Source organism: Mycobacterium sp. ABE4_509, assembly GCF_056160785.1.
The window spans coordinates 1-19858 of the sequence record NZ_JBSWXU010000104.1 but is presented as its reverse complement, the minus strand read 5'-3'; the positions used below and the strand labels follow the sequence as shown (position 1 = coordinate 19858).

Annotated in this window: 18 protein-coding genes and 2 pseudogenes; 11 read left to right on the top strand and 9 right to left on the bottom strand. The window is 70.7% G+C overall.

The genetic code is table 11. From position 1 onward, the window contains the following. Window positions 1-3512 (top strand): annotated as a pseudogene (locus tag ACXAID_RS19780) (HAD-IC family P-type ATPase); the annotation flags it as partial. Here the strand turns inward: ACXAID_RS19780 and ACXAID_RS19775 are convergent. Continuing rightward, window positions 3488-3577 (bottom strand): Rv1535 domain-containing protein, encoded by a 90-nt coding sequence (locus tag ACXAID_RS19775; RefSeq protein WP_475023909.1) that lies wholly within the window; start codon window positions 3575-3577, stop codon window positions 3488-3490. The pseudogene ACXAID_RS19780 and the gene ACXAID_RS19775 overlap by 25 nt on opposite strands. A 99-nt stretch (window positions 3578-3676) precedes the next feature. Between ACXAID_RS19775 and ACXAID_RS19770 the strand changes: the two genes are divergently transcribed. Genes ACXAID_RS19770 through ACXAID_RS19760 form a run of 3 tightly spaced genes read left to right on the top strand, consistent with a single transcriptional unit; the run spans window position 3677 to window position 5291 of the window. Beyond that, complete coding sequence (locus tag ACXAID_RS19770) at window positions 3677-3958, top strand: hypothetical protein (protein WP_475023907.1); 282 nt, start codon at window positions 3677-3679, stop codon at window positions 3956-3958. Between the two features lie 23 nt (window positions 3959-3981). Beyond that, the gene (locus tag ACXAID_RS19765) at window positions 3982-4824 is read left to right on the top strand and encodes an SDR family oxidoreductase (protein WP_475023906.1); all 843 of its coding nucleotides are present in this window, start codon (window positions 3982-3984) and stop codon (window positions 4822-4824) included. Next, on the top strand, window positions 4821-5291 hold the full coding sequence (locus tag ACXAID_RS19760; RefSeq protein WP_475023905.1) for a MarR family winged helix-turn-helix transcriptional regulator: 471 nt from the start codon (window positions 4821-4823) through the stop codon (window positions 5289-5291). Before ACXAID_RS19765 ends, ACXAID_RS19760 begins: the two co-directional genes overlap by 4 nt. Window positions 5292-5301: 10 nt before the next feature. Here ACXAID_RS19760 and ACXAID_RS19755 read toward each other — a convergent pair whose 3' ends face one another. Further along, window positions 5302-6327 carry a TIGR03617 family F420-dependent LLM class oxidoreductase gene (locus ACXAID_RS19755; protein ID WP_475023904.1) on the bottom strand — a complete coding sequence of 342 codons (1026 nt, stop codon included), beginning with the start codon at window positions 6325-6327 and terminating at the stop codon, window positions 5302-5304. 56 nt (window positions 6328-6383) lie between these two features. Between ACXAID_RS19755 and ACXAID_RS19750 the strand changes: the two genes are divergently transcribed. Together ACXAID_RS19750 and ACXAID_RS19745 are read left to right on the top strand one after the other, a co-directional pair. Further along, the gene (locus ACXAID_RS19750) at window positions 6384-7535 is read left to right on the top strand and encodes a sulfotransferase family protein (RefSeq protein ID WP_475023903.1); all 1152 of its coding nucleotides are present in this window, start codon (window positions 6384-6386) and stop codon (window positions 7533-7535) included. After that, entirely contained in the window at window positions 7525-8841 is a 1317-nt protein-coding gene (locus ACXAID_RS19745) for a hypothetical protein (protein ID WP_475023902.1), read from the top strand. The genes ACXAID_RS19750 and ACXAID_RS19745 overlap by 11 nt, the downstream gene beginning before the upstream one ends. 3 nt (window positions 8842-8844) lie before the next feature. Here the strand turns inward: ACXAID_RS19745 and ACXAID_RS19740 are convergent, their stop codons facing one another. After that, window positions 8845-9189 carry a VOC family protein gene (locus ACXAID_RS19740; protein ID WP_475023901.1) on the bottom strand — a complete coding sequence of 115 codons (345 nt, stop codon included), beginning with the start codon at window positions 9187-9189 and terminating at the stop codon, window positions 8845-8847. Window positions 9190-9358: 169 nt separating this feature from the next. On the opposite strand from ACXAID_RS19740, the gene ACXAID_RS19735 reads away from it, so the two are divergent. Together ACXAID_RS19735 and ACXAID_RS19730 are read left to right on the top strand one after the other, a co-directional pair. Then, window positions 9359-9946: a TetR/AcrR family transcriptional regulator gene (locus tag ACXAID_RS19735; protein ID WP_475023900.1), complete on the top strand. Its 588-nt coding sequence runs from the start codon at window positions 9359-9361 to the stop codon at window positions 9944-9946. Beyond that, window positions 9943-10077 carry a hypothetical protein gene (locus tag ACXAID_RS19730; RefSeq protein ID WP_475023899.1) on the top strand — a complete coding sequence of 45 codons (135 nt, stop codon included), beginning with the start codon at window positions 9943-9945 and terminating at the stop codon, window positions 10075-10077. Before ACXAID_RS19735 ends, ACXAID_RS19730 begins: the two co-directional genes overlap by 4 nt. Here ACXAID_RS19730 and ACXAID_RS19725 read toward each other — a convergent pair. The 3 genes from ACXAID_RS19725 to ACXAID_RS19715 all read right to left on the bottom strand — a co-directional run bounded on the left by ACXAID_RS19725 (window position 10060) and on the right by ACXAID_RS19715 (window position 12616). After that, window positions 10060-11229, bottom strand: coding sequence for an FAD-dependent oxidoreductase (locus ACXAID_RS19725; RefSeq protein ID WP_475023898.1), 1170 nt, complete (start codon window positions 11227-11229; stop codon window positions 10060-10062). The two genes, ACXAID_RS19730 and ACXAID_RS19725, sit on opposite strands and share 18 nt — an antisense overlap. Further along, window positions 11226-11801: a TetR/AcrR family transcriptional regulator gene (locus tag ACXAID_RS19720; RefSeq protein WP_475023897.1), complete on the bottom strand. Its 576-nt coding sequence runs from the start codon at window positions 11799-11801 to the stop codon at window positions 11226-11228. The genes ACXAID_RS19725 and ACXAID_RS19720 overlap by 4 nt, the downstream gene beginning before the upstream one ends. Window positions 11802-11899: 98 nt before the next feature. Next, window positions 11900-12616: a cutinase family protein gene (locus ACXAID_RS19715; protein WP_475023896.1), complete on the bottom strand. Its 717-nt coding sequence runs from the start codon at window positions 12614-12616 to the stop codon at window positions 11900-11902. A gap of 164 nt (window positions 12617-12780) precedes the next feature. Between ACXAID_RS19715 and ACXAID_RS19710 the strand changes: the two genes are divergently transcribed. The 3 genes from ACXAID_RS19710 to ACXAID_RS19700 are packed head-to-tail and all read left to right on the top strand — an operon-like array spanning window position 12781 to window position 15403. Beyond that, window positions 12781-13665 (top strand): EamA family transporter, encoded by an 885-nt coding sequence (locus tag ACXAID_RS19710; RefSeq protein WP_475023895.1) that lies wholly within the window; start codon window positions 12781-12783, stop codon window positions 13663-13665. Continuing rightward, window positions 13662-14966 (top strand): hydroxyacid-oxoacid transhydrogenase, encoded by a 1305-nt coding sequence (locus ACXAID_RS19705; RefSeq protein ID WP_475023894.1) that lies wholly within the window; start codon window positions 13662-13664, stop codon window positions 14964-14966. The genes ACXAID_RS19710 and ACXAID_RS19705 overlap by 4 nt, the downstream gene beginning before the upstream one ends. Beyond that, window positions 14963-15403 (top strand): acyl-CoA thioesterase, encoded by a 441-nt coding sequence (locus ACXAID_RS19700; protein ID WP_475023893.1) that lies wholly within the window; start codon window positions 14963-14965, stop codon window positions 15401-15403. The genes ACXAID_RS19705 and ACXAID_RS19700 overlap by 4 nt, the downstream gene beginning before the upstream one ends. A 50-nt stretch (window positions 15404-15453) precedes the next feature. Here the strand turns inward: ACXAID_RS19700 and ACXAID_RS19695 are convergent, their stop codons facing one another. From ACXAID_RS19695 to ACXAID_RS19685, 3 genes and pseudogenes are all read right to left on the bottom strand, one after another. Continuing rightward, on the bottom strand, window positions 15454-16986 hold the full coding sequence (locus ACXAID_RS19695; protein WP_475023892.1) for an HNH endonuclease signature motif containing protein: 1533 nt from the start codon (window positions 16984-16986) through the stop codon (window positions 15454-15456). A 69-nt stretch (window positions 16987-17055) separates the two neighbouring features. Continuing rightward, window positions 17056-19554, bottom strand: coding sequence for a DEAD/DEAH box helicase (locus tag ACXAID_RS19690; protein WP_475023908.1), 2499 nt, complete (start codon window positions 19552-19554; stop codon window positions 17056-17058). Between the two features lie 50 nt (window positions 19555-19604). Continuing rightward, window positions 19605-19858, bottom strand: a pseudogene (locus ACXAID_RS19685) (aspartate aminotransferase family protein); the annotation flags it as partial.

The following is a 19858-nucleotide window of genomic DNA, read 5'->3' as shown; positions in this document are numbered from 1 at the left end:
GCCCGTGCCCGCAGCGGCCGTGCCCGCTGCCACCCGGCCCCATCGAACGGCATGCCCAGCGCAGTGGCGTCGCCCAGGTCGTCGCCACCCCCGCGGTGGGGCTGCTGACCGGCGACGTCGCCGCCGGCGCCACCGCTGCGGTGGTGACCGCACCCAAAGCGGCGCGAAACGCCCGTGAGGCGTTCGCCGCGACGCTGGCGCGCGGGCTGGCCGACGGGCACGACGTCGTCGCGTTGCGCCCCGATGCGCTGCGTCTGCTCGACCGGGTCGACGCCGTGGTCATCGATCCCCGTGTCCTGCTCACCGACGAATTGCAGGTCGGCCAACTCGACGGGGTTCCCGAAAACCGGCGTGCCGAGGTGTGGCAGTGGGCGCAGGACGAGGTTCGCCGGGCAGCGCTGGGCGCCGGCTGGCACGGTGTCCCGGCACCCCATGAGGGCAACGGACACGGTGCGGCCGGGCAGGTGCTGATCCGGCACGTTCACCACCCGCTGGCCGCGGCCGTCGTCGGCGAGGTCCGCCGTGCCGACATCGAGGTCGTGACCGTGGACGGGGACGAGCTGGACGAACTGCGCTCCTCGTTCGACGACCTCTACCCGGCCGGGAAGGCGATCGACACGGCGCTGCAGCAGACGGTCGCCAGGCTGCAGTCCGACGGCAGGACGGTGGCGCTGTTGTCGGCCACCGCCAACGGGGCCCTCGCGGCGGCCGACCTGGCGATCGGAGTCACCGAGCCGTCCGGCACCCTGCCCTGGGCGGCGGACCTGCTGACCCCGGACCTGGCCGCGGCCTGGCGGGTGCTGCATGCGTTGCCCGCCGCGGCCCGCGCCAGCCGGCGCGGGGTCGAGTTGGCGACCAGCGCCACCGCACTCGGCAGCCTGCTCATGGTTCCCGGCGTCCGTGGCCAGGGACCGGGACCGGTGACCGCAGGGGCGGGCGCCGGGCTGGTCACCGGTCTGATGCTGGCCCGCGGTGTGCTCGCCGACCCGGCGCCGACCCCGACCCCGACGCAGCAGTGGCACGCGATGTCCGCCGACCAGGTGCGCGAGGAGCTGCCCCAGCCGGTCGACCTGTCGATGCAGGCCCGGTCCCGGCTGGCCGCGACCGCCAGCGCTTCGGCGGGCTTCATTGATGCCACCGCGGGCGCGGCGCTGCGGCTGGCCGGCGAACTCGGCGCGGCGGTGCGCGACGAACTGTCCGACCCGCTCACGCCGGTGCTGGCGGTCGGGTCGGCGGCCAGCGCCATGCTGGGCTCGCCGGTCGACGCCATCCTGGTGGGATCCGTGCTCACCGGAAACGCGATGCTGGCGGCCTCCCAGCAGGTGCGTGCCGAACGGCTGCTGCGACGGCTGCTGGCGGTGGAGGACCCGCTGGCGCGCCGGGTGCTCGGCGCCGGGTACGACAGCGTGGAAGCCGGCCGGTTGCGGCCGGGCGACCTGGTCGAGGTGCGCTCCGGGGAGGTCATCCCCGCTGACTGCCGCATCCTCGAGGCCGTCGACCTCGAGGTCGACGAATCCGCACTGACCGGGGAGTCGTTGCCGGTCCCGAAGCGTGTGCAGGCCACGCCCGGCGCGGTGGTCGCCGAGCGGGCCTGCATGCTCTACGCGACCACGACCGTGGTCAGTGGCACGGCCGTGGCCGTGGTGATCGCGGTCGGCGCGCAGACACAGGTGCGCCGTGCCGCCGAGGTGGCGCCAGCCCACAGTGCCGCCGTGGGCCTGCAGACCCAGCTGCGGGAACTGACCAACCGCGCTCTTCCGTTCAGCCTCGCCGGCGGGGCTCTGGTCAGCGGACTGGGACTGCTGCGCGCGACCCCGCTGCGCGCCGCGATCGCCGACGGGGTCGCGGTCGCGGTCGCGGCGGTACCGGAGGGGCTGCCGTTGGTGGCCACCCTGGCCCAGCAGGCCTCGGCTCGCCGGTTGTCCGGCGCGGGTGCCCTGGTCCGCAGCCCGAAGGCGGTGGAGGCGCTCGGGCGGATCGACGTGGTCTGTTTCGACAAGACCGGAACGCTGAGCGAGAACCGGTTGCGGGCCTCGCAGGTGCGCGCTGTCGGGGAGGTCACCGAGCAACAGGTGCTGGCCGCCGCCGCCCGGGCCACCGAGCCGAGCAACGGCGGCAGCCATCAACACGCCACCGACGTGGCGGTGGTCGAGGCAGCCGCCAAGCACGGTGTGGACCAGCTGCCCCCGGACGTCCATCTGCCGTTCCGGTCGGGGCGCCCGTTCGCCGCGTCGCTGGAAGGCCGCCGGCTGTTCGTCAAGGGCGCACCCGAGGTGCTGCTGGCCGCCTGTGCCGCACCCGACCCGGAGGTCGAGCGCACGATCCACGAGATGGCCGAGTCGGGCCTGCGGGTGATCGCGGTGGCGCAGCGCACGCTGAGCGCCGCGCAACGGTCGGCCGCGGGCGACGACGACGACGCCTTCGCCGATCTATGCGCCGACGGGCTCGAGATGGTCGGGTTGCTCGGGCTGTCCGACACACCGCGGGAGGAGTCCGCCGGGGTCCTGGCCGCGCTCGGTGCGCAGGGCATCGGGGTGCGGTTGATCACCGGCGACCACCCGGTCACCGCCGCCGCGATCGCCGCCGAGCTGGGCCTGCCGGTCGGCATCGAGAACGTCATGAGCGGCTCGGAGTGGTCCAAGCTGCCGCGCCGCGGCCAGGAGAAGGCGGTGCGGGAGAAGGTGGTCTTCGCCCGCATGACCCCGGAGCACAAGGTGCAGGTGGTCCAGACGCTGGAACGCACCGGTCTGGTGTGCGCGATGGTCGGGGACGGCGCCAACGACGCCGCGGCGATCCGCTCGGCCACCGTCGGCATCGGGGTGGCCAGCAAAGGCAGCGACCCGGCCCGCACCGCCGCGGAGGTCATGCTGCTCGACGGGCGGATCGGGGCGCTGTTGGATGCCCTCGACGAGGGCCGGCAGCTGTGGCGCCGGGTGCAGGCGGCGGTCGCGGTGCTGCTCGGCGGCAACGCCGGTGAGGTGGTGTTCTCGATCGTGGGCTCGGCGCTGACCGGTTCTTCACCGCTGAACACGCGGCAACTGCTGCTGGTGAACATGATGACCGATGCGCTGCCCGCTGCGGCGCTGGCGGTGAGCCCCACGGTCGCCGAGGACGACGGTGGCCGCGGGCCGGATCAGGCGGCGTTGTGGCGCACGGTGGCGATCCGCGGCACCACCACCGCCGCTGCGGCGACGTCGGCCTGGCTGATGGCCGGGTTCACGTTGCGCCCGCGTCGGGCCTCGACGGTGGCGCTGGTCGCGCTGGTCACCACTCAGCTGGGGCAGACCCTGATCGATTCGCACAGTCCGCTGGTGGTCACCACGGCGGTGGGGTCCCTGGCCGCGCTCGGCGCGGTGATCAGCACCCCGGGCGTCAGCCAGCTGTTGGGTTGCACGCCGCTGGGTCCGCTGGGATGGGGGCAGGCGCTGGGCACCGCCGGGGTGGCCACCGTTGCGGCGACGGTCGCGCCGCAGCTGGTGAGCCGGTTTCAGTCGTCGATGTCGACGACGCCGACCCGCCAGAGCGCCGCATACAGTTCCCGCAACGGAATTGCGATGAAATGGGATATGACGGACACGGGGTCTGAGGTTGCACGGACACCGGATGTTGACACGTCGTCCACGGTCCGGATGGCGGGCGTCGAAATGTCGAACACGCCATGACCGAAAGGCAACAAATGGCCGAAATCCCCGAACAACCCAAAGAGTCGGTGTCGCGGCGCGAGGCCGTGCAGAAGGTCCGCGGTGCGCAGTCGTTCTCGGTCGACCTCCCGGTGCTGGGGCGGGTCCGGCTGCCCAGGCCCGAACAGTTGGCGTTCTACGGGGCGCTGGGTGTGCTGGCGGCCGTCGAGATCATCGAGTGGCCGGTTGCGGTGGTGCTCGGCGCCGGGCACTTCCTGCTGCAGGAGGAACACAACCCGGTCGCCCGGGAGGTGGGCGAGGCGCTCGAGGACGCCTGAGCGCTTCGTTATACGGTCAGTGCATGGCGCGAGTGTCGGTGCTCACAGGTGGTGCGGGCGGCATGGGGGTGGCCACGGCCGCCATCGTGGGCCGCGATCACGCGGTCGTCCTGTGCGACGTCAGAGCAGATCGGCTCGACTCCGCGGTCGCGACACTGGCCGACCAGGGAATCGATGCCACCCCCGTGCACTGCGACGTCACCGACCGCGACGCCGTGTCCGCGCTGTTCGCCACCGCTGCCGAGATCGGTGAGCTGGCTTCGGTGATCCACGCCGCGGGGGTCAGCCCCAGCATGGGTGACGCCGAGTACATCGTGCGCACGAACGCGCTGGGCACCGTCAACGTCGGTGAGGCGTTCTTCGGCGTCGCCGGTGCGGGTGCCGCCCTGGTCAACGTCGCATCGATGGCGGCGCACCTGCTGCCCGCCGAGATCATCCCGACGCAGCGGTTCCCGTCCGCCCTGGACGACGCCGACGCGTTCATGACCGAGATGCTGTCGGTGTGCGACATGGCCCCGGCCGAAGCCCGCTCCGGGCTGGCGTACGCGGTGAGCAAGGCGTTCGTCCGGTGGTACAGCAGCTCGCAGGCGGAGCGGTTCAACACCCGGGGTCTGCGCATCGTGTCGGTGTCTCCCGGGTCGGTCGACACCGAGATGGGCCGGCTCGAGGAGCAGGCCGGTGCCGGCGCGATGGTCGCCGACGCGGCCGTGCCGCGCTGGGGCAGGGCCGAGGAGATGGCCGAGCTGTTCGCCTTCTGCGCCGGCGACAAGGCCGGATACCTGACCGGTACCGACATCCTCAACGACGGCGGTGTGGTGGCCTCGGTGGCCGAACGCGCCAGGAAGGCCGCCGAGGCGGCGACGTGACGCCGTCGGAGGACAGCGACGCGCTCGACTCGATAAACCGCACACTGGCCCGCGTGATGCGGTTGAGCGGCAGCCGGTCGATGTTCGCGCGCCAGGCGGCCGCCGCCGGGGTGGAGCTGTCCCAGCCGTCCTATGTGCTGCTGCGGATACTGATCGACGAAGGCCCCAGCGCGTTGAGCGGCCTTGCCCGCGCCGCCCACATGGACATGGGGATGGCCGCGCGTCGTGTCGCGGCGTTGGTCGAATCCGGCCTGGCGACAAGGGAGTCCGACCCTCGCGACGGTCGTGTCACCCAGGTGGTCCCCACGCCGCAGGGAAAGCGGGTGGCGCGCGCCCTGCAGGATGTGCGCCGCGGCCACCTCGAGCGGGCGCTGGCCGGGTGGTCGGCCGCCGAGCTGCGGGACTTCGACCGGCTGCTGGGCCGCTTCCTCGCCGACACCACGGCCACTTCGATCGAGGACGGCTGAGCGGGCCCGGTCAGGTACCCGCCTTCCAGGCCGCCAGACTGTCCCGCAGCATCGCGTCGTCGTCGGGCGGGTCGGCCAGCGGTGGCAGCACGATCCCGTCGGCGATCTGCCCGTACTTCGTCTCGAGCAGTCCGGGTACCTCGTCGTAGCGGCCGACGGTGACCAGGTCGTCGAGCAGTGCGTCGTCGATCAGCGCGCGCAACTGTTCCCAACGCTGATCACGGATCATCTCGCGAAGCCGATCGGCGGTGCCGGGACGGCCCCGGCGGTCGAGGGTGCCCGCGTAGGCCGGCGTGGAGTACAGGAACGCCAGCATCCGCCGCTGCCGCTCCCGCTCCCGTGCGACGGACGCGTCGTCTGCGCCGGCGGCCACCGCAGGAGAGGCGATCAGCTGGGGCCGGCTGGGACGGTCGGCGGCGGCGGCGCCTCGGGCCAGCGCCGGGCGGACCACCTCGCGCAGGTAGTCGGGATCGGAGTTGGTGGAGTGCGCGATGACACCCCGCGCCTGAGCTCCGGCGAGCTCGCACATGCCCGGGTTGACACCGCCCAGCCAGATCGCCGGAGCGTCGACGTCGATCGGCCCCGGGTTGAAATAGGGCTGCATGCGGGTGATCCGGTAATGCCGGCCGACGACGTTGGGCGGCCGGCCGGTCGAGAACGACTCGAACAGTGCGTGCAGCGCGTCGAGGTATTCGGCCATCCGTGCCCGCGGCGGGCTCCAGGCCATCCCGAAGCGCCCCTCGATGTTCTGCTTGATCTGAGTGCCCAGCCCCAGTTCGAAGCGGCCGCCGGAGATGGCGGCGAGGTCCCATGCGGCGTAGGCGACCGCGGTGGGACTGCGGACGAACGCCAGCGTCACCGCGGTGCGCACGGTGATCCTGCTGGTGTGCTCGGCCGCCAGCAGGGCGACGGCCAGGGAGTCGTGGATCGTCTCGGCCACGTGCACGCCGTCGAAACCCAGCTGCTCGGCCCGGCGGGCGTACCCCGGGACCGCGGACAGCGGCAACCGGGGGTCCACCGCGGCGTAGACCTGCATTCCCGAAGCCTAGCAGTTCATTGACTTTGTCAAGTTTGTCCGGTTAGCCTGCCGGTATGGCCGGTGGGCGCTTCTACTTCGACTGGGCCAACTACCGCACCATGCTCGGGCTGCTGCGCAAGGAGCCCGATCGGGTGCGGCGGTGGAAGAGCTACGCGGCGTTCGGTTTCGGTGTGCCCGCGGTGGCCGCGGTGCACGCCGTGTGCTTCGCACTGGATCCGATCCTGTTCGGATCGCTGCGCCGGACCGAGGTGCGCGAGCCGGTCTTCTGTGTGGGGCACGCCCGCAGCGGCACGACCCTGCTGCATCGCCTGATGGCGGCCGACCCCCAGTTCAGCTACTTCCTGCTCTACGAGATGTTCTTCCCGTCGCTGCTCCAGAAACGCCTGCTGCGGGCCGTGTTCCGGCTCGACACCGCGGTGTTCGGCGGGCGGCTGCGCCGGCGCCTCGACGCGGTCGAGGCCGAGGCGTTCGGCGAAACCAACGACATGCACCGCACCGGTTTCTTCGCCCCGGAGGAGGACGACTTCGTGCTGACCTCGTCGCTGGCGTCCGGGTTCTGGATGGTGCTGTTCCCCTACCTGGGCGAACTGGACTTCTACCACCTCGACGAATGGAGCGAGCGCAAGCGCCGCCGGCTGATGACGTTCTACCGGGAGTGTGTGAGGCGTCAGATCGCGGTGAACGGCGGTGGAACGCACCTGAGCAAGAACCCGACCTTCTGCGGCCGGGTGGATGCGCTGATCGAGACATTCCCCGATGCGAAATTCATTGTCCCGATGCGCAACCCGTACCAGACCATCCCCAGCCTGCTCAAGATGATGCAGACCGCCTGGCGGCTGCGCGGCCGTGACGAGCAGCTGATCGAGGACTCGCTGCGGTTCCTGGCCGATCAGTCGCTGCACTCCTACGTCCACCCCCTCGACGTGCTGCAGCGGTATCCGGACACACCGCGCAGCATCGTCGACTACCGGGATCTGGTGAGCGCCCCGGAGGCCACGATGCGGCGGGTGTACGAGGACCTCGGGTTGCGGGTCGGTCCCGAGGCGCTGCGGATGGTGCAGGGCGCCGCCGCGGGACACGAGTCCAGCCACGAATACAGCGTCGACGAGTTCGGCCTCGACCCGCAGCTGATCCGCACCCGGCTGGCCGAGTTGTTCGAACGTTTCCACTGGGACCCCGAAGAGGAGCGTGCACATGTCCGGTGAATCCGCGACCGAGGAGCTGCGCACGGCGTTCGATGAGCTGATCGCGGCGCTGCAGCGGGCGCGCGACGCAGTGGATTCGCCTGACCGGCATGCGCCGCCACCCACCGACCGCGGGCTCGCCGAGGGCTACCGCTATCTACTGGGATTCGTGTTCGGCTCGATCGAGCGCGCGTTCTTCGAGGATGTGGATTTCCCGTACTTCCGCCGCGCCATCCAGCCGGTCGACAAGGCGACCATCGACAATGCCGACGCCCTGTACCTGTCGGCGCCGATCGACGGGAGCGGCTGCTACCGGTTGCGGGGCCGCCTGGACGCCGCCCGCAAGGCTCCGGCGTACCTGATCGTCGAGGCGCACACCGCCTACGCCGGGGACTCCGGCGGGCTCGGCGAACTCGCGCCCGGACAACGCGCGATCACCGGATCGCTGGACAGCACCGCGATCGAGGTCGACGGCGATGGACGTTTCGAGATACTGGCCGGCCCCGCGCGTCCGCCCGGCTGGACCGGCGATTTCCTGCCCACCCGGGCCGAGACCGCCGACGGCGCGCACAGCGCCCGCTACGTGATCGTGCGGTACCTGTTCGACGACTGGGCCGACGAGGGTTCCCCCGAGCTGACCATCACCCGCATCGGCAACGAGGGCGAACATCCGCCACCGCTGGAACCGGCCGCAGCCGCGGAGAAGATGCGCAGGGCCGGCGCGCTGGTGGAGAACCAGATGGGCTTCTGGAACGAGTTCTACGACGTGCTGCTGGAAGCGCACGGGGACCGCAACGGTGACGGGCAGACCTTCATGCCACGCAACGGGCTCAACGAACCTGCGCGGGCCAACCTGGCCACCGGAGGCGGCCAGAACACCAACGTGTACTCCGGGGGAACGTTCGACCTCGCCCCCGACGAGGCGCTCGTCGTCGAGGTCACCGTGCCGGTCTCACCGTCGTATCTGGGTTTCCACCTGGCCAACCTGTGGGGGGAGTCGCTGGACTATGCCAACCACGTCTCGAGCCTCAACGGCTTTCAGGTGGAGCCGGATGAGGACGGCACGCTTCGGTTCGTGGTGGCCCACACCGACCCCGGTGTGCCCAACTGGCTCGACACCACCGGCCTGCAACGCGGGTTCATGACCGTGCGGTGGACGTATCCGCAGCCGCCGCAGGAACTTCCGAAGGTCGGTGTCACCAAGCTGGCACACCACGACGTCGGCCGCGCGCTGCCGACCGGCACGCGTCGGATCTCCGGCGAGGAGCGCAGGAGCCAGATCGCCGTTCGCCAGGAACACGTCCAGCGGCGCTACCGGCAGTACTGACCGTTACCGCGCCAGCGGGCTGTAGAAGACCAGGCCGTTGCCCTTGTTGTCGTAGACGACGGCGCGACGCTCGTGCGCGTCGTCGTACGGGCCGCGCACCACACCGCCGCCGCTGGCCTCGATGGCCTTGGCGGCGGCGTCGACGTCGTCGGTCTTGACGCCGACCACCACCTGACCGGGGATCGGGTGGTCGACGGCGGTGGCCAGCGCGAGCGTGACGGACCCCGCGTCCAGTGCGGCGAAATGGGCTCCGTCGCGGAACTTCACCGCCATACCGAGTGTCTCGCTGTAGAAGCGGATCGACTCGTCGAGGTCGTCGGTCGACAGGATGATCATCCGTACGTTCATCGGGTACCTACCGCCGGGGTGTTCAGTTGTGTTTTCACGAGTGACGACTCTAGGTTTCGCGCCCTCCGGCAGGAAGGGTCCATGGTCCCTTGCCGTCTGGGGCCCGCGGCGGCAAGGGCAGATGTCGTAGTCGGTTGACTACAGCAGTATCCGCGCTTACTGTAGTCGCATGACTACACAGATGGCCGAGCGGCCGGCCCCCGCCGGGGCGCCCGTGGGGAGAGACGAGGTCGTCGCGGCGGTGCTGGCCGCCGCGGCGCAGCTGTACGCCGAGAAGGGGCCCACCGCGACCTCGATCCGCGAGGTGGCGGCACTGTCCGGGGTCAACCACGGCCTGGTGTTCCGCCACTTCGGCAGCAAGGAGCGCCTGATCGGGGCCACCCTGGAGTACCTGGGCCGCTGCGCGAGCACCCTGATCGAGCAGGACGCGCCGGTCGAAGAGATCGAGGACGCCCTGACCGTGCAGACCACCGTGATGGCGCGCGCGCTGCTGGAGGGATACCCGGTCAGCGAGTGTCAGACGGTGTTCCCCGGTGTCGAGTTGCTGCTCGAACGGATCAGACCGTTGCACGACGGCGAGCGGGCGGCGCGCTTCGCCGCGGCCAACGCGGTGGCGTTGCAGCTCGGCTGGCGGCTGTTCGGGCCCTTCCTTCGTGCCTCCGCCGGCCTGGACGCCATCACCGATGCGGCCCTGCGTGAGGCCGTGCTGGCCGCCAGCGCCCGGATCGCCGATCCCGAGCAGCGGCGCGGCCGATGAGCACCGAGGCCACCGCGCTGCTGGGGCTGCTGGGGTTGCTGGGGTTGCGGGTGCGGTTCGGGTTCTGGTTCCCGATCGTCACCCGCCCGGCCGATCCGCTTGATGCGCCCGAGTCATCCCCGGCCGGCTGAGCCGTCCGGTTTACCCGCGATCAAAGCACCCACGGCACGGTTGACCAGCGGGAAACGGGCCAGCTTCAGCGCGGCACGGCGGACCCACAGCGCCAGTCTGTTGTCCGGCAGGAACCAACGGGCGGCCGCCCGACCCGACTTCTGCTTCTCCTGCACCACCGGCCGCCACAACCGCTCGTAGTCGGCCAGCGCCTGTCCGATCGAATCCGCTGAATGTAGTTGCGCAGCGAGCACATTGGCTCCGGCCACAGCCAGTGACGCCCCCTGCCCGGCGAGCAGCGACACCGCCTGGCAGGCGTCACCGATCAGGGTGACCCGACCGGAGCTCCAGCTCGGCATCTCGATCTGCGCGACCTGGTCGTAGTAGACCTCGTCCGACGGGGGGCACTGCGCCAAGGCTTCGGGCACCACCCAGCCGAGGCCGCGGTAGGCCGAGCGGACCGCCTCGCGGGCGTCTGCGGGCAGCGCCGGGTCCGCTGTGCGGTGCACGCCGAACGCCGCGACCCGCCCGTCGCGCAACACGTAGAACCCCATCTCGTGCCCGACTGTGTCGGTGAGGGCGAACCGCCCCCGGCAGGCGTCCCGGATCCGGGGAGCGTCGAACACGAAGGCCGACGTGTGAAAACCCAGGTAGCGCAGGAACATCGGCTCCTGCCCGAACACCAGCCGGCGCACGGTCGAATGGATCCCGTCCGCACCCACCAGCAGGTCGGCCTCCAACGTCGTGCCGTCGGCGAGCGTGACGTGCACCCGATCCCCGCGATCGGCGACCTCGGTCAGCGCGGCACCGAAGCGCAGCTGCACCGACGGCGGCAGGCTTTCGCGCAGCACCGCTTCCAGGTCGGGGCGCATCAGGCTGCACAGCCGGCCACCCATCGACTCCCGGAGCCGGTCATAGGGCAGTTCGGCACGGGCGCGGCCGTTCTCGTCGACGAAGCTGGCCTCCTGGATCTGATAGGACACGTCCAGGATCGCCGGCAGCAGGCCCATCTCCTCGGCCGCGTCGTAGCCTGGGCCGAAGAAGTCCATCATGTAGCCCTGCTGGCGGGGTCCGGGGGAGCGTTCCAGCACGACGACCTCGTCACCGTGCCCGGCGAGTCGGTTCGCCAGGGCCAGACCCGCGATTCCGGCACCGCACACCGCGACCTTCATCGGGCACCCCCGCATTCGCCGCCGACGAACCGGCGCAGTGCGGCGGCCTGATCGCCGGCGGGTCCGACACCGAGACCCTGATGCAGCACCAGCCCGTCGAGCGCGGCGAACACCACCGCGGCAGTGCCGTCCGGATCGGACACACCGTCGCGGGTCAGTCGCGCGGCCAGCCCGCCACGGCTTCGAGTCAGCAGGTCGGCGATCGCGGCGCCGAACTGCCTGTCCCGGATGCCGGCGAGGTAGGACTCGACGAACAGCACGGTCGTCGGGTCGGCCCCGGTGTAGGGCTGCATCGAGGCCAGGGCCGCGTCGATCAGTTGCGCCGGGCCCGCCGCAGCGAGCGCGGCGTCCAACCCTGCCACGGCCCGCTGCATCGCCCCGAGGGCGGCTTCCTGGAGCAGGGCCTGCAGCGACGGGAAGTGGTAGTGCACCACGCTGGGCGTGACGCCGGCCCGCTGGGCCAGGTTGCGGGTACTGACCGCCGACCAGCCCAGTTCCGGGATCAGCTCGACCGCTGCGGACAGTAGTTGCCGGCGCACCTGCTGTCCGCGGGTGGCTGTGGCGCTCGTCATGGACACCTCCGACTATCAGGACGGTCGATCAGGACGGATGACCTGTACGACTGCCCTGATGGTAGCGCGGGGATCTGTCCCGGTCGAGCCCCCCTTGATCAGCCGTGCCCGGCGGACTGGTCGACCGGCTGCGGTGCCCGAGCCAGCTTTCCCACCACGTAGTCGGCTGCCTGGTCGGTCATCCCCCTGATCGCGTAGGCGCCGTGGGCGCCGTTGTCCGCGCCGCCCGGCGAACAGACCGGATCCTCCGGAATGCACAGGTCGAGGGTCTTGGATATGTACTGCGGACCGACCGCGATGGGCGGTGCGCCGGTGTAGATCATCTGCAGGAAGCCGCTCGACGGCTTGCCGAACAACGTCACCGCGGCGACGTGGTCGGCGACCCACCCCGGCATCGGGCCGGTCATGCCCGGCGGCGGGGCGTACCCCTGCGGGATGGCGTCCTCGGTGATGTAGGCGGCCACCGCGGCGCCCTGGGAGAAGCCGCCGACCACCAGCTCGGTGTCGGGACAGTTCGTCGCCATCGTGGTCACCCGGTTGCTGGCGTCGATCACACCGGCGGCCGCGGTCGCGAAGTCCAGTGATGCCGGGTAGTTCACCGCATAGACGTCGACCGACCGATCCGGTGTGCGCGCACGCAACGCGTCCACGAACGCCTGCCCTGTCGCGCCGATACCCGGTGGCTCGAACGTGCCCCGGGCGAACACCACCTCCACATCCGGACACGGTGCCGCGTACGCCGACGCCGCGACGGGGGATCCCACCGCGGCCAGCAGCCCTGCCACAGCAGCCAACCAACGACCAAATCTCTTCATCTCAACCGCCTGACATAGAACCGAAACCGGCAGGCCCCGTTGCCCCGACAGTCGGCAGAACTACCCGGGCGATTCGGCACCGAAACGCGCCGGCGGTGTGGTTCTCGCTACGTCCGGGACTGGCCGGCCAGGGCGCGCCGGGCACCGCCTGATGTACTCGGACGGTGAGACCCGTGCCGAGTTGGTCGGTGCCCTTGTTCTTCGTGGCTGGAGCGGTGTCGCAATACCTCGGGGCCGCCGTCGGGGTCTTCCTCTTCGAGACGACCGAGCCGGCCACGGTGGCCTGGCTGCGTGCCGCCGGAGCCGCGGTGGTGCTGATCGCCTGGCGGCGGCCCTGGCGCAGATCGTGGACCGCGCGCGACGCCTGGGCTGCCGCCGGCTTCGGGGTCGTCACCCTCGCGATGAACGTGGCGTTCTACGAGGCGATCGCCCGCATCCCGCTCGGCACGGCCGTCGCGATCGAGTTCGTCGGCCCGGTCGCGGTGGCCACCCTCGGGTCGCGCCGGGCCCGCGACTTCCTGGCGGTGATCCTGGTGGCGGTCGGCGTGCTGCTGCTGGCCGGCGTGCAGGCCGGCGCCGAACCGCTCGGCGTGCTGTTCGCGCTGATCGCCGCCGCCCTGTGGGCGGGATACATCGTGGTCGGCAAGATGGTCGCCGACGCGGGCGCCGGCATCGACTCGCTGGCGGTCGGCATGGCGGTCGCCTCGCTGGCACTGGCCCCGCTGCTCGTCGGGCGACAACTCGGCACCGACGCAGCCGTGTTCGCCGAGTCGCGCACCTGGCTGTACGGACTCGGCGTCGGGGTGCTCTCCAGCGTGATTCCGTACGCGCTCGACCAACCGGTGCTCGCCACCATCGGCCGCGCACGCTTCGCTCTGCTGCTGGCGCTGCTCCCCGCCACCGCAGTGGTCGTCGGAGCGGTGGTGCTGGCGCAGCGTCCGGAACCCGTGGAACTGGCCGGCATCGCCCTGGTCATGCTCGCCCTCGTGATCAACGCGACATCGATCCGGCCACGGCGGGCCGCCCCCGGCTGGACAATGCAGCAATGAGTTGCTGCCAGCACGTCGACGGGCTCGACTCGGCATTCACCGTGGACGCCTCCCGCGTCACCTTCGGCCGGGGATGCCTCGGCGAGCTGGGTGCCCGGGCCGCAGCCCTGGGAATGACGCGGGTGGGGCTGTTCTCCGATGCCACCGTCGCGGGCATGGCCGCATTCGACACCGCGCTCCGGTCGCTGCGCCGGGCCGGCATCGACGTCGTCACCTACACCGACGTCCATGTCGAACCCACCGACGAATCATTCCGCGACGCAGCGGCCTTCGCGACCCAGCTCGACCCCGACGGCTACGTCTCGGTCGGGGGCGGCTCGGTCATCGACACCGCCAAAGCCGCCGACCTGTATGCCAGCCATCCCGCCGACTTCCTCGACTACGTCAACGCACCGGTCGGCGCCGGGCGCCCCGTTCCCGGACCGCTGCGACCGCACATCGCGTGCCCGACCACCTCGGGCACCGGCAGCGAGGTCACCGGCATCGCGATCTTCGACCTGCTGTCGCTGCACGCCAAGACCGGTATCGCCGCACCGGCTCTGCGCCCGAGCGAAGCGCTCGTCGACCCGGACGCCACCGACACCCTGCCCGCCGAGGTCGTGGCCTGCAGCGGCCTCGATGTGCTCTCCCACGCGCTCGAGTCCTATACCGCGCGTCCGTACCTGCGCCGGGCCGCCCCGTCCGACCCGAGTGCCCGCCCGATGAGCCAGGGCGCCAACCCGTGGAGCGACCTGGGCAGCTGCGAGGCGCTGCGGCTGCTCGGGCAGTATCTGCAGCGCGCCGTCACCGACCCGGCCGACCGTGAGGCGCGCGAGCAGACGATGTGGGCCGCGACGCTGGCCGGTATCGCGTTCGGCAACGCCGGGGTGCACGCCCCGCACGCCATGGCCTATGCGGTGGCCGGCCGTGTCCGGGAGTTCCGCCCCGGCGGCTACCCGGGGACCGAACCCCTTGTGCCGCATGGGATGGCGGTCATCCTCAACGCACCGGCGGTCTTCCGCGTCACCGCCGACCGGGATCCGGTGCGACACCTCGAGGCGGCTCGCCGGCTCGGCGCGGACACCGCCGGCGCCGATCCGGTCGCCGACGCCGGCCCGATCCTGGCCGAGCACCTCATCGCGATCATGCGTGCCGTCGGTATGCCCAACGGGCTGGCCGGCGTCGGCTACAGCGCCGCCGACGCCGCCGCGCTGGCCGAAGGCGCCTGGCCGCAGCAGCGGTTGTTGGGCAACGCCCCCGTCGAGTTCGACGAGGCGCTGCTGGCCGAGACGTTCCGCAATGCGCTGGGGTACTGGTCATGACGACCGCCCACGGCACCGGCGACTACCGCTACTTCCTGCCCATCACCACCCGGTGGATGGACAACGACGTGTACGGACACGTCAACAACGTCACCTACTACAGCTATTTCGACACCGTCGCCAACCACTTCCTGGTCACCGAGGGCGGCCTGGACATCCACCGCTCCCCGGTGATCGCACTGGTGGTGGAGTCCGGCTGCTCCTACCGCGCCCCGGTGGCCTACCCGGAACAACTGCGGGCCGGCCTGCGCGTCGACAAGCTGACGAACCGGTCGGTGACCTACGGCGTCGCGATCTTCACCAGCGCCGACGACGCCGCGGTCGCCCACGGGCACTTCGTGCACGTGTTCGTCGACCGGGAGACCCGCCGGGCGGTGCCGATACCGCCGACCATCCGGGAGGCGCTGTCCCGGCTCGTCATTCGTCCAGTGGACTGAGCCTGCTGAGTGCCACCCACCGCCCGCGATGTGGGGTGTAGCGTGGCGCGTCAGGCCGCAGGGTTTTCGGGGGGTGCGGGTCCGCCGGGTTCGGCGGGCTCGTCGAATGACTCAGGTGCCAAAGGCTTTTCGGGGTTGGGCCGCTCGATACCGCGGTCGTCCTCGGAGGCGTTGGTCGGGACGGTGTTTAGGCCCGGAGGCGCGGGTTCTTCGGCGATTCGACGCAACAGCCGTTCAGGGTGGTGGTAGGTGTTGATGCGGTGCCGGCCGGTGTCCAGCGGTGGCGGTGGGATCCACTCGACTTCGTGGCGCTCGTTCATCCGGGTGGTCCACCCGCCGGGGCCCACCGAACGGTTGTCGGGCCCGCAGGCCAGGCCGAGGTCATCGATGTTGGTGACCCCACCATCGCCCCAATCCAGGGTGACGTGGTGGGCCTGGCAGCCGTACGCCCCGACGGTGCAACCCGGCTTCGTGCACCCTCCATCGCGGGCGATCAGCATGATCCGCTGCGCAGGGGAGGCGATGCGTTTGGTGCGAAACAGGTCCAGGGCGGAGCCGGTGGCTTTGTCGAACACCGCCAGGCTGTGATGGGCGTGGGCGCCCATCCGGACCACATCGGCGATCGGGATCTTGGTGCCGCCGCCGGTGACGCCGATCCCGGCGCGGGATTCCAGGTCTTGCAGTGTGGTGCGGATGATCACCGACACCGGCAGCCCGTTCAGTTCGCCGAGCTTTCCGCTCATCAGCGCGATGCGCAACGCGACGACCAGGGCGTCGTGCTGGCGTTGAGCCAGGGTGCGGTGATCGTTGTCGATCTGGGCCTGGCTGGGGGACCCTGAGGTGCAGGGTTCCTCGTCGTCGGGGTTGCACATGCCCGGGGCGGCGAATTTGGCGTAGAGCGCCTCGATCAGCGCCGCCGCTTCGGGGGTCAACTCCGCGGTGAGCGGGGTCATCCCGTCTTCGCGCTGCTTGTGCTTCATCGCTGAGCGTTTGCGGGCGCGTTCGGTGTCGTCGGGTTCGGGGCCGTCCTGATCGAGCAGGAACAACGCCAACTCGGCGGTCTCCTTGACCTCCTTGGGGCCCGCCCCGACGGCCAGGCGCACCAGATCGATTTCGAACTGCTCGGCGGTGGCGGCGTCGACGAAACCGGGCAGTTTGTTCACGGCTTTGCGGATTTCATCGACGTGTTCGGCGTTGATCAACCCCTGGGCCTGGGCGGCCGCGGCCGCGGCCAGCACCGGCGCCAACGGTTCACCGGTCGGCGCCCGTCGCGGCGCCAGCAGGGCCGCATCGTCAAGTCTGCGCCCGGCCTCGGCGGGTGAGATCCGCCACCGCACAGCGAGGACGTCTTTCCAATTCTTGGCGCCCATCTGCTGCGGGGTCGCCTCGACCTGCAGCCGGGCCAGCAGGCGGTGGCGCAGCGCGGGCAGCTGACATGACAGGGCTTCCAGCTCATCGAGCGGCCCGATCAACTCATCGCGGGTCAGGGAGTCCAACTCGCAGGTCGCCGCCTCGGCGAACGCGGCGCGCACCCGCGCCATCGCCTCCGCAAGTGCCGCACCCGACATGTATCGAACATGCATTCGAACACCGACAAATCTGCTCTACGGACCGCGGTGGAGCGTCAACTATCGAATACGCGATCGACGCCCTCACCCGTCGTCGCGCCCGGCATCCACCAGCGCCAGCGCCACCGTCCCCGACTCGTCTGAGGCGGCGAGGTCGATCTCGGCGTCGAAACCCCAGTCGTGGTCGCCGGCGGGATCGTCGAGGATCTGCCGCACCCGCCACACGTCGGCCCCCCGGTCGAAGATCAACAGCGCGGGACCCCGCGCGTCGGCGCCGGTGCCGACCGAGTCGTGGTCGGCGAAGTAGGCCGCACCGGCCTCCTCCCAGCGTGGTGCGGTCCAACCCGCCGCGCCGTCCAGCTCGCCCAACTCGTCCCAGCGGCCCCTGGCGAACAGTTGCACACGACGGAACAACGCGTTGCGCACCATGGCGGTGAACGCCCGCTCGTTGGCCGTCACCGGTCGCGGCGGCGCCGGGCGCACCTCCCGGCCTTCGGGCAGATCCGGGCTGCTCAGCTGCTCCCATTCGTCGAGCAGGCTCGAATCCACTTGGCGCACCAGCTCGCCCAGCCACTCGACGATGTCGGTGAGCTCCTCGGTTCGTGCGGACGCCGGAACTCCGGACCGCAGCGCCTTGAAGGCATCCGACAGATAGCGCAACACCGCGCCCTCGGACCGGGTCAACCCGTACGTGCTGACGAACTCGCGGAACGTCATCGCCCGCTCCCACATCTCCCGCACCACCGACTTGGGTGAGAGCCTGCCGTCGGCGGCCCACGGATTGCTCTGCACGTACACCTCGTAGGCGTGGCCGAGGAGCTCCTCCAGCGGCTTGGGATAGGTCACGTCGTCGAGCAGTTCGATCCGCTCGTCGTACTCGATCCCGTCGGCCTTCATCTCGGCGACCGCCTCCCCCCTGGCCTTGTTGAGCTGGGCGGCCAGCACCTGGCGGGGGTCCTCCAGCGTCGCCTCGATCACCGAGACGACATCGAGCGCATACGTTTCCGCCTCGGTGTCGAGGAGCTCGATCGCCGCCAGCGCGAACGTGGACAGCGGCTGGTTGAGAGCGAAGTCCGCGGGCAGATCCACGGTGAGCCGGTAGCGCCTGCCCTCACCGTCGGGCGCGTCGAGCCGTTCGACGACCCCGGCCTGCAGCAGCGACCGGGCGATGCCGACGGCTTCGCGGATCAGCTGCAGCTGGCGCTTGCGCGGCTCGTGGTTGTCGGTCAACAGCCGCCGCATCGCGGCGAACGGATCTCCCGGGCGGTCCACCACGTCGAGCAGCATCGCTGTCGACACGCGCATGTTGCTGGTCAACGGCTCCGGGGCGGCGTCGACCAGCCGCTTCATCGTGGCCTCACCCCAGGGCACCATGCCTTCGGGGGCCTTGCGCCGCACCAATTTGCGCCGCTTCTTCGGATCGTCGGCGACCTTGGCGAACTGCTTGAGATTGGCGACCTCATGATCGGGCGCCTGCACCACCACGGTGCCCGCAGTGTCGTAGCCGGCCCGGCCCGCGCGGCCGGCGATCTGGTGGAACTCGCGGGCGTTGAGCAACCGGGTGCGGGTCCCGTCGTACTTGGACAGCGCCGAGAACACCACGGTGCGGATCGGGACGTTGATGCCGACGCCGAGCGTGTCGGTGCCGCAGATCAGCTTCAGCAGGCCGGCCTGGGCGAGTTGTTCGACCAACCGGCGGTACTTGGGCAGCATGCCCGCGTGGTGCACCCCGATACCGTGACGCACCAGCCGCGACAACGTGGAGCCGAACGCCGACGAGAAACGGAACGAACCGATCATCTCGGCGATCGCCGCCTTCTCCTCCTTGGTGCACACATTGATGCTCATCAACGCCTGCGCCCGCTCCAGCGCCGAGGCCTGGGTGAAGTGCACGATGTAGACCGGTGTCTGCCTGGTGTCGACGAGCTCGGTGATGGTCTCGTGCATCGGGGTGGTGGCATACGAATAGAACAGCGGGACAGGGCGTTGCGCGTTGGCCACCAGCGCGGTCGAACGGCCGGTGCGCCGGGTCAGGTCGTCGCGCAGGAAGGTGACGTCACCGAGCGTGGCCGACATCAGCAGGAACTGGGCCCGCGGCAGCTCGAGAAGCGGAACCTGCCAGGCCCAGCCCCGGTCGGGGTCGCCGTAGAAATGGAACTCGTCCATGACGACCAGCCCGATGTCGGCGGCTGCCCCCTCCCGCAGCGCGATGTTGGCCAGCACCTCGGCGGTGCAGGCGATGATCGGGGCGTCCGCGTTGACGGCCGCGTCGCCGGTCAGCATGCCGACCTTGTCCGCGCCGAAGACCGCGCACAGGGCGAAGAACTTCTCACTGACCAGCGCCTTGATCGGCGCGGTGTAGTAGCTGCGATCCCCGCGCGCCAGCGCCGCGTACTGGGCTCCGGTGGCCACCAGCGACTTTCCCGAACCGGTCGGTGTCGCCAGGATGACGTTGGCGCCGCTGAGAAGTTCGATCAGCGCCTCTTCCTGCGCCGGGTACAGCGTGGTGCCGTTGCCCTGAGCCCACTGTGCGAACGACTCGAACAGGTCGTCGGCGTCGGCCTGCTCGGGCGGGTCGGGCAGTCGGGCGGTGCCGGTGGCCGTGTCGGTGTCGGTCTTGGAGGGAGTGCTGATCAGGCCACCCGCTCACCGACGGCGGCCAGCGCCTCGTCGAGAATGGCCAGCGCACGGTCGATTTCGGCTTCGCTGGCGGTGAGCGGGGGAGCGATCCGGAAGATGCCTCCCATGCCGGGCAGCTGCACGATGTTCATGTGCAGGCCGAGCTCCATGCAGTGGGCGGTGACCGCGGCGCCGAGGCGGTCGGCGCCGCCGGGGGCCCGTTCGCCGGCCAGCTCCATTCCGAGCAGCAGGCCGCGGCCCCGCACAT

Excerpts from the sequence above, each read along its gene's own strand:
- ACXAID_RS19770 (WP_475023907.1), top strand. The coding sequence starts at position 3,677 with ATGGCCGAAATCCCCGAACAACCCAAAGAGTCGGTGTCGCGGCGCGAG.
- ACXAID_RS19765 (WP_475023906.1), top strand. The coding sequence starts at position 3,982 with ATGGCGCGAGTGTCGGTGCTCACAGGTGGTGCGGGCGGCATGGGGGTG.
- ACXAID_RS19755 (WP_475023904.1), bottom strand. The coding sequence starts at position 6,327 with ATGCAGGTCTACGCCGCGGTGGACCCCCGGTTGCCGCTGTCCGCGGTC.
- ACXAID_RS19750 (WP_475023903.1), top strand. The coding sequence starts at position 6,384 with ATGGCCGGTGGGCGCTTCTACTTCGACTGGGCCAACTACCGCACCATG.
- ACXAID_RS19745 (WP_475023902.1), top strand. The coding sequence starts at position 7,525 with ATGTCCGGTGAATCCGCGACCGAGGAGCTGCGCACGGCGTTCGATGAG.
- ACXAID_RS19740 (WP_475023901.1), bottom strand. The coding sequence starts at position 9,189 with ATGAACGTACGGATGATCATCCTGTCGACCGACGACCTCGACGAGTCG.
- ACXAID_RS19735 (WP_475023900.1), top strand. The coding sequence starts at position 9,359 with ATGACTACACAGATGGCCGAGCGGCCGGCCCCCGCCGGGGCGCCCGTG.
- ACXAID_RS19730 (WP_475023899.1), top strand. The coding sequence starts at position 9,943 with ATGAGCACCGAGGCCACCGCGCTGCTGGGGCTGCTGGGGTTGCTGGGG.
- ACXAID_RS19725 (WP_475023898.1), bottom strand. The coding sequence starts at position 11,229 with ATGAAGGTCGCGGTGTGCGGTGCCGGAATCGCGGGTCTGGCCCTGGCG.
- ACXAID_RS19720 (WP_475023897.1), bottom strand. The coding sequence starts at position 11,801 with ATGACGAGCGCCACAGCCACCCGCGGACAGCAGGTGCGCCGGCAACTA.
- ACXAID_RS19715 (WP_475023896.1), bottom strand. The coding sequence starts at position 12,616 with ATGAAGAGATTTGGTCGTTGGTTGGCTGCTGTGGCAGGGCTGCTGGCC.
- ACXAID_RS19705 (WP_475023894.1), top strand. The coding sequence starts at position 13,662 with ATGAGTTGCTGCCAGCACGTCGACGGGCTCGACTCGGCATTCACCGTG.
- ACXAID_RS19700 (WP_475023893.1), top strand. The coding sequence starts at position 14,963 with ATGACGACCGCCCACGGCACCGGCGACTACCGCTACTTCCTGCCCATC.
- ACXAID_RS19695 (WP_475023892.1), bottom strand. The coding sequence starts at position 16,986 with ATGCATGTTCGATACATGTCGGGTGCGGCACTTGCGGAGGCGATGGCG.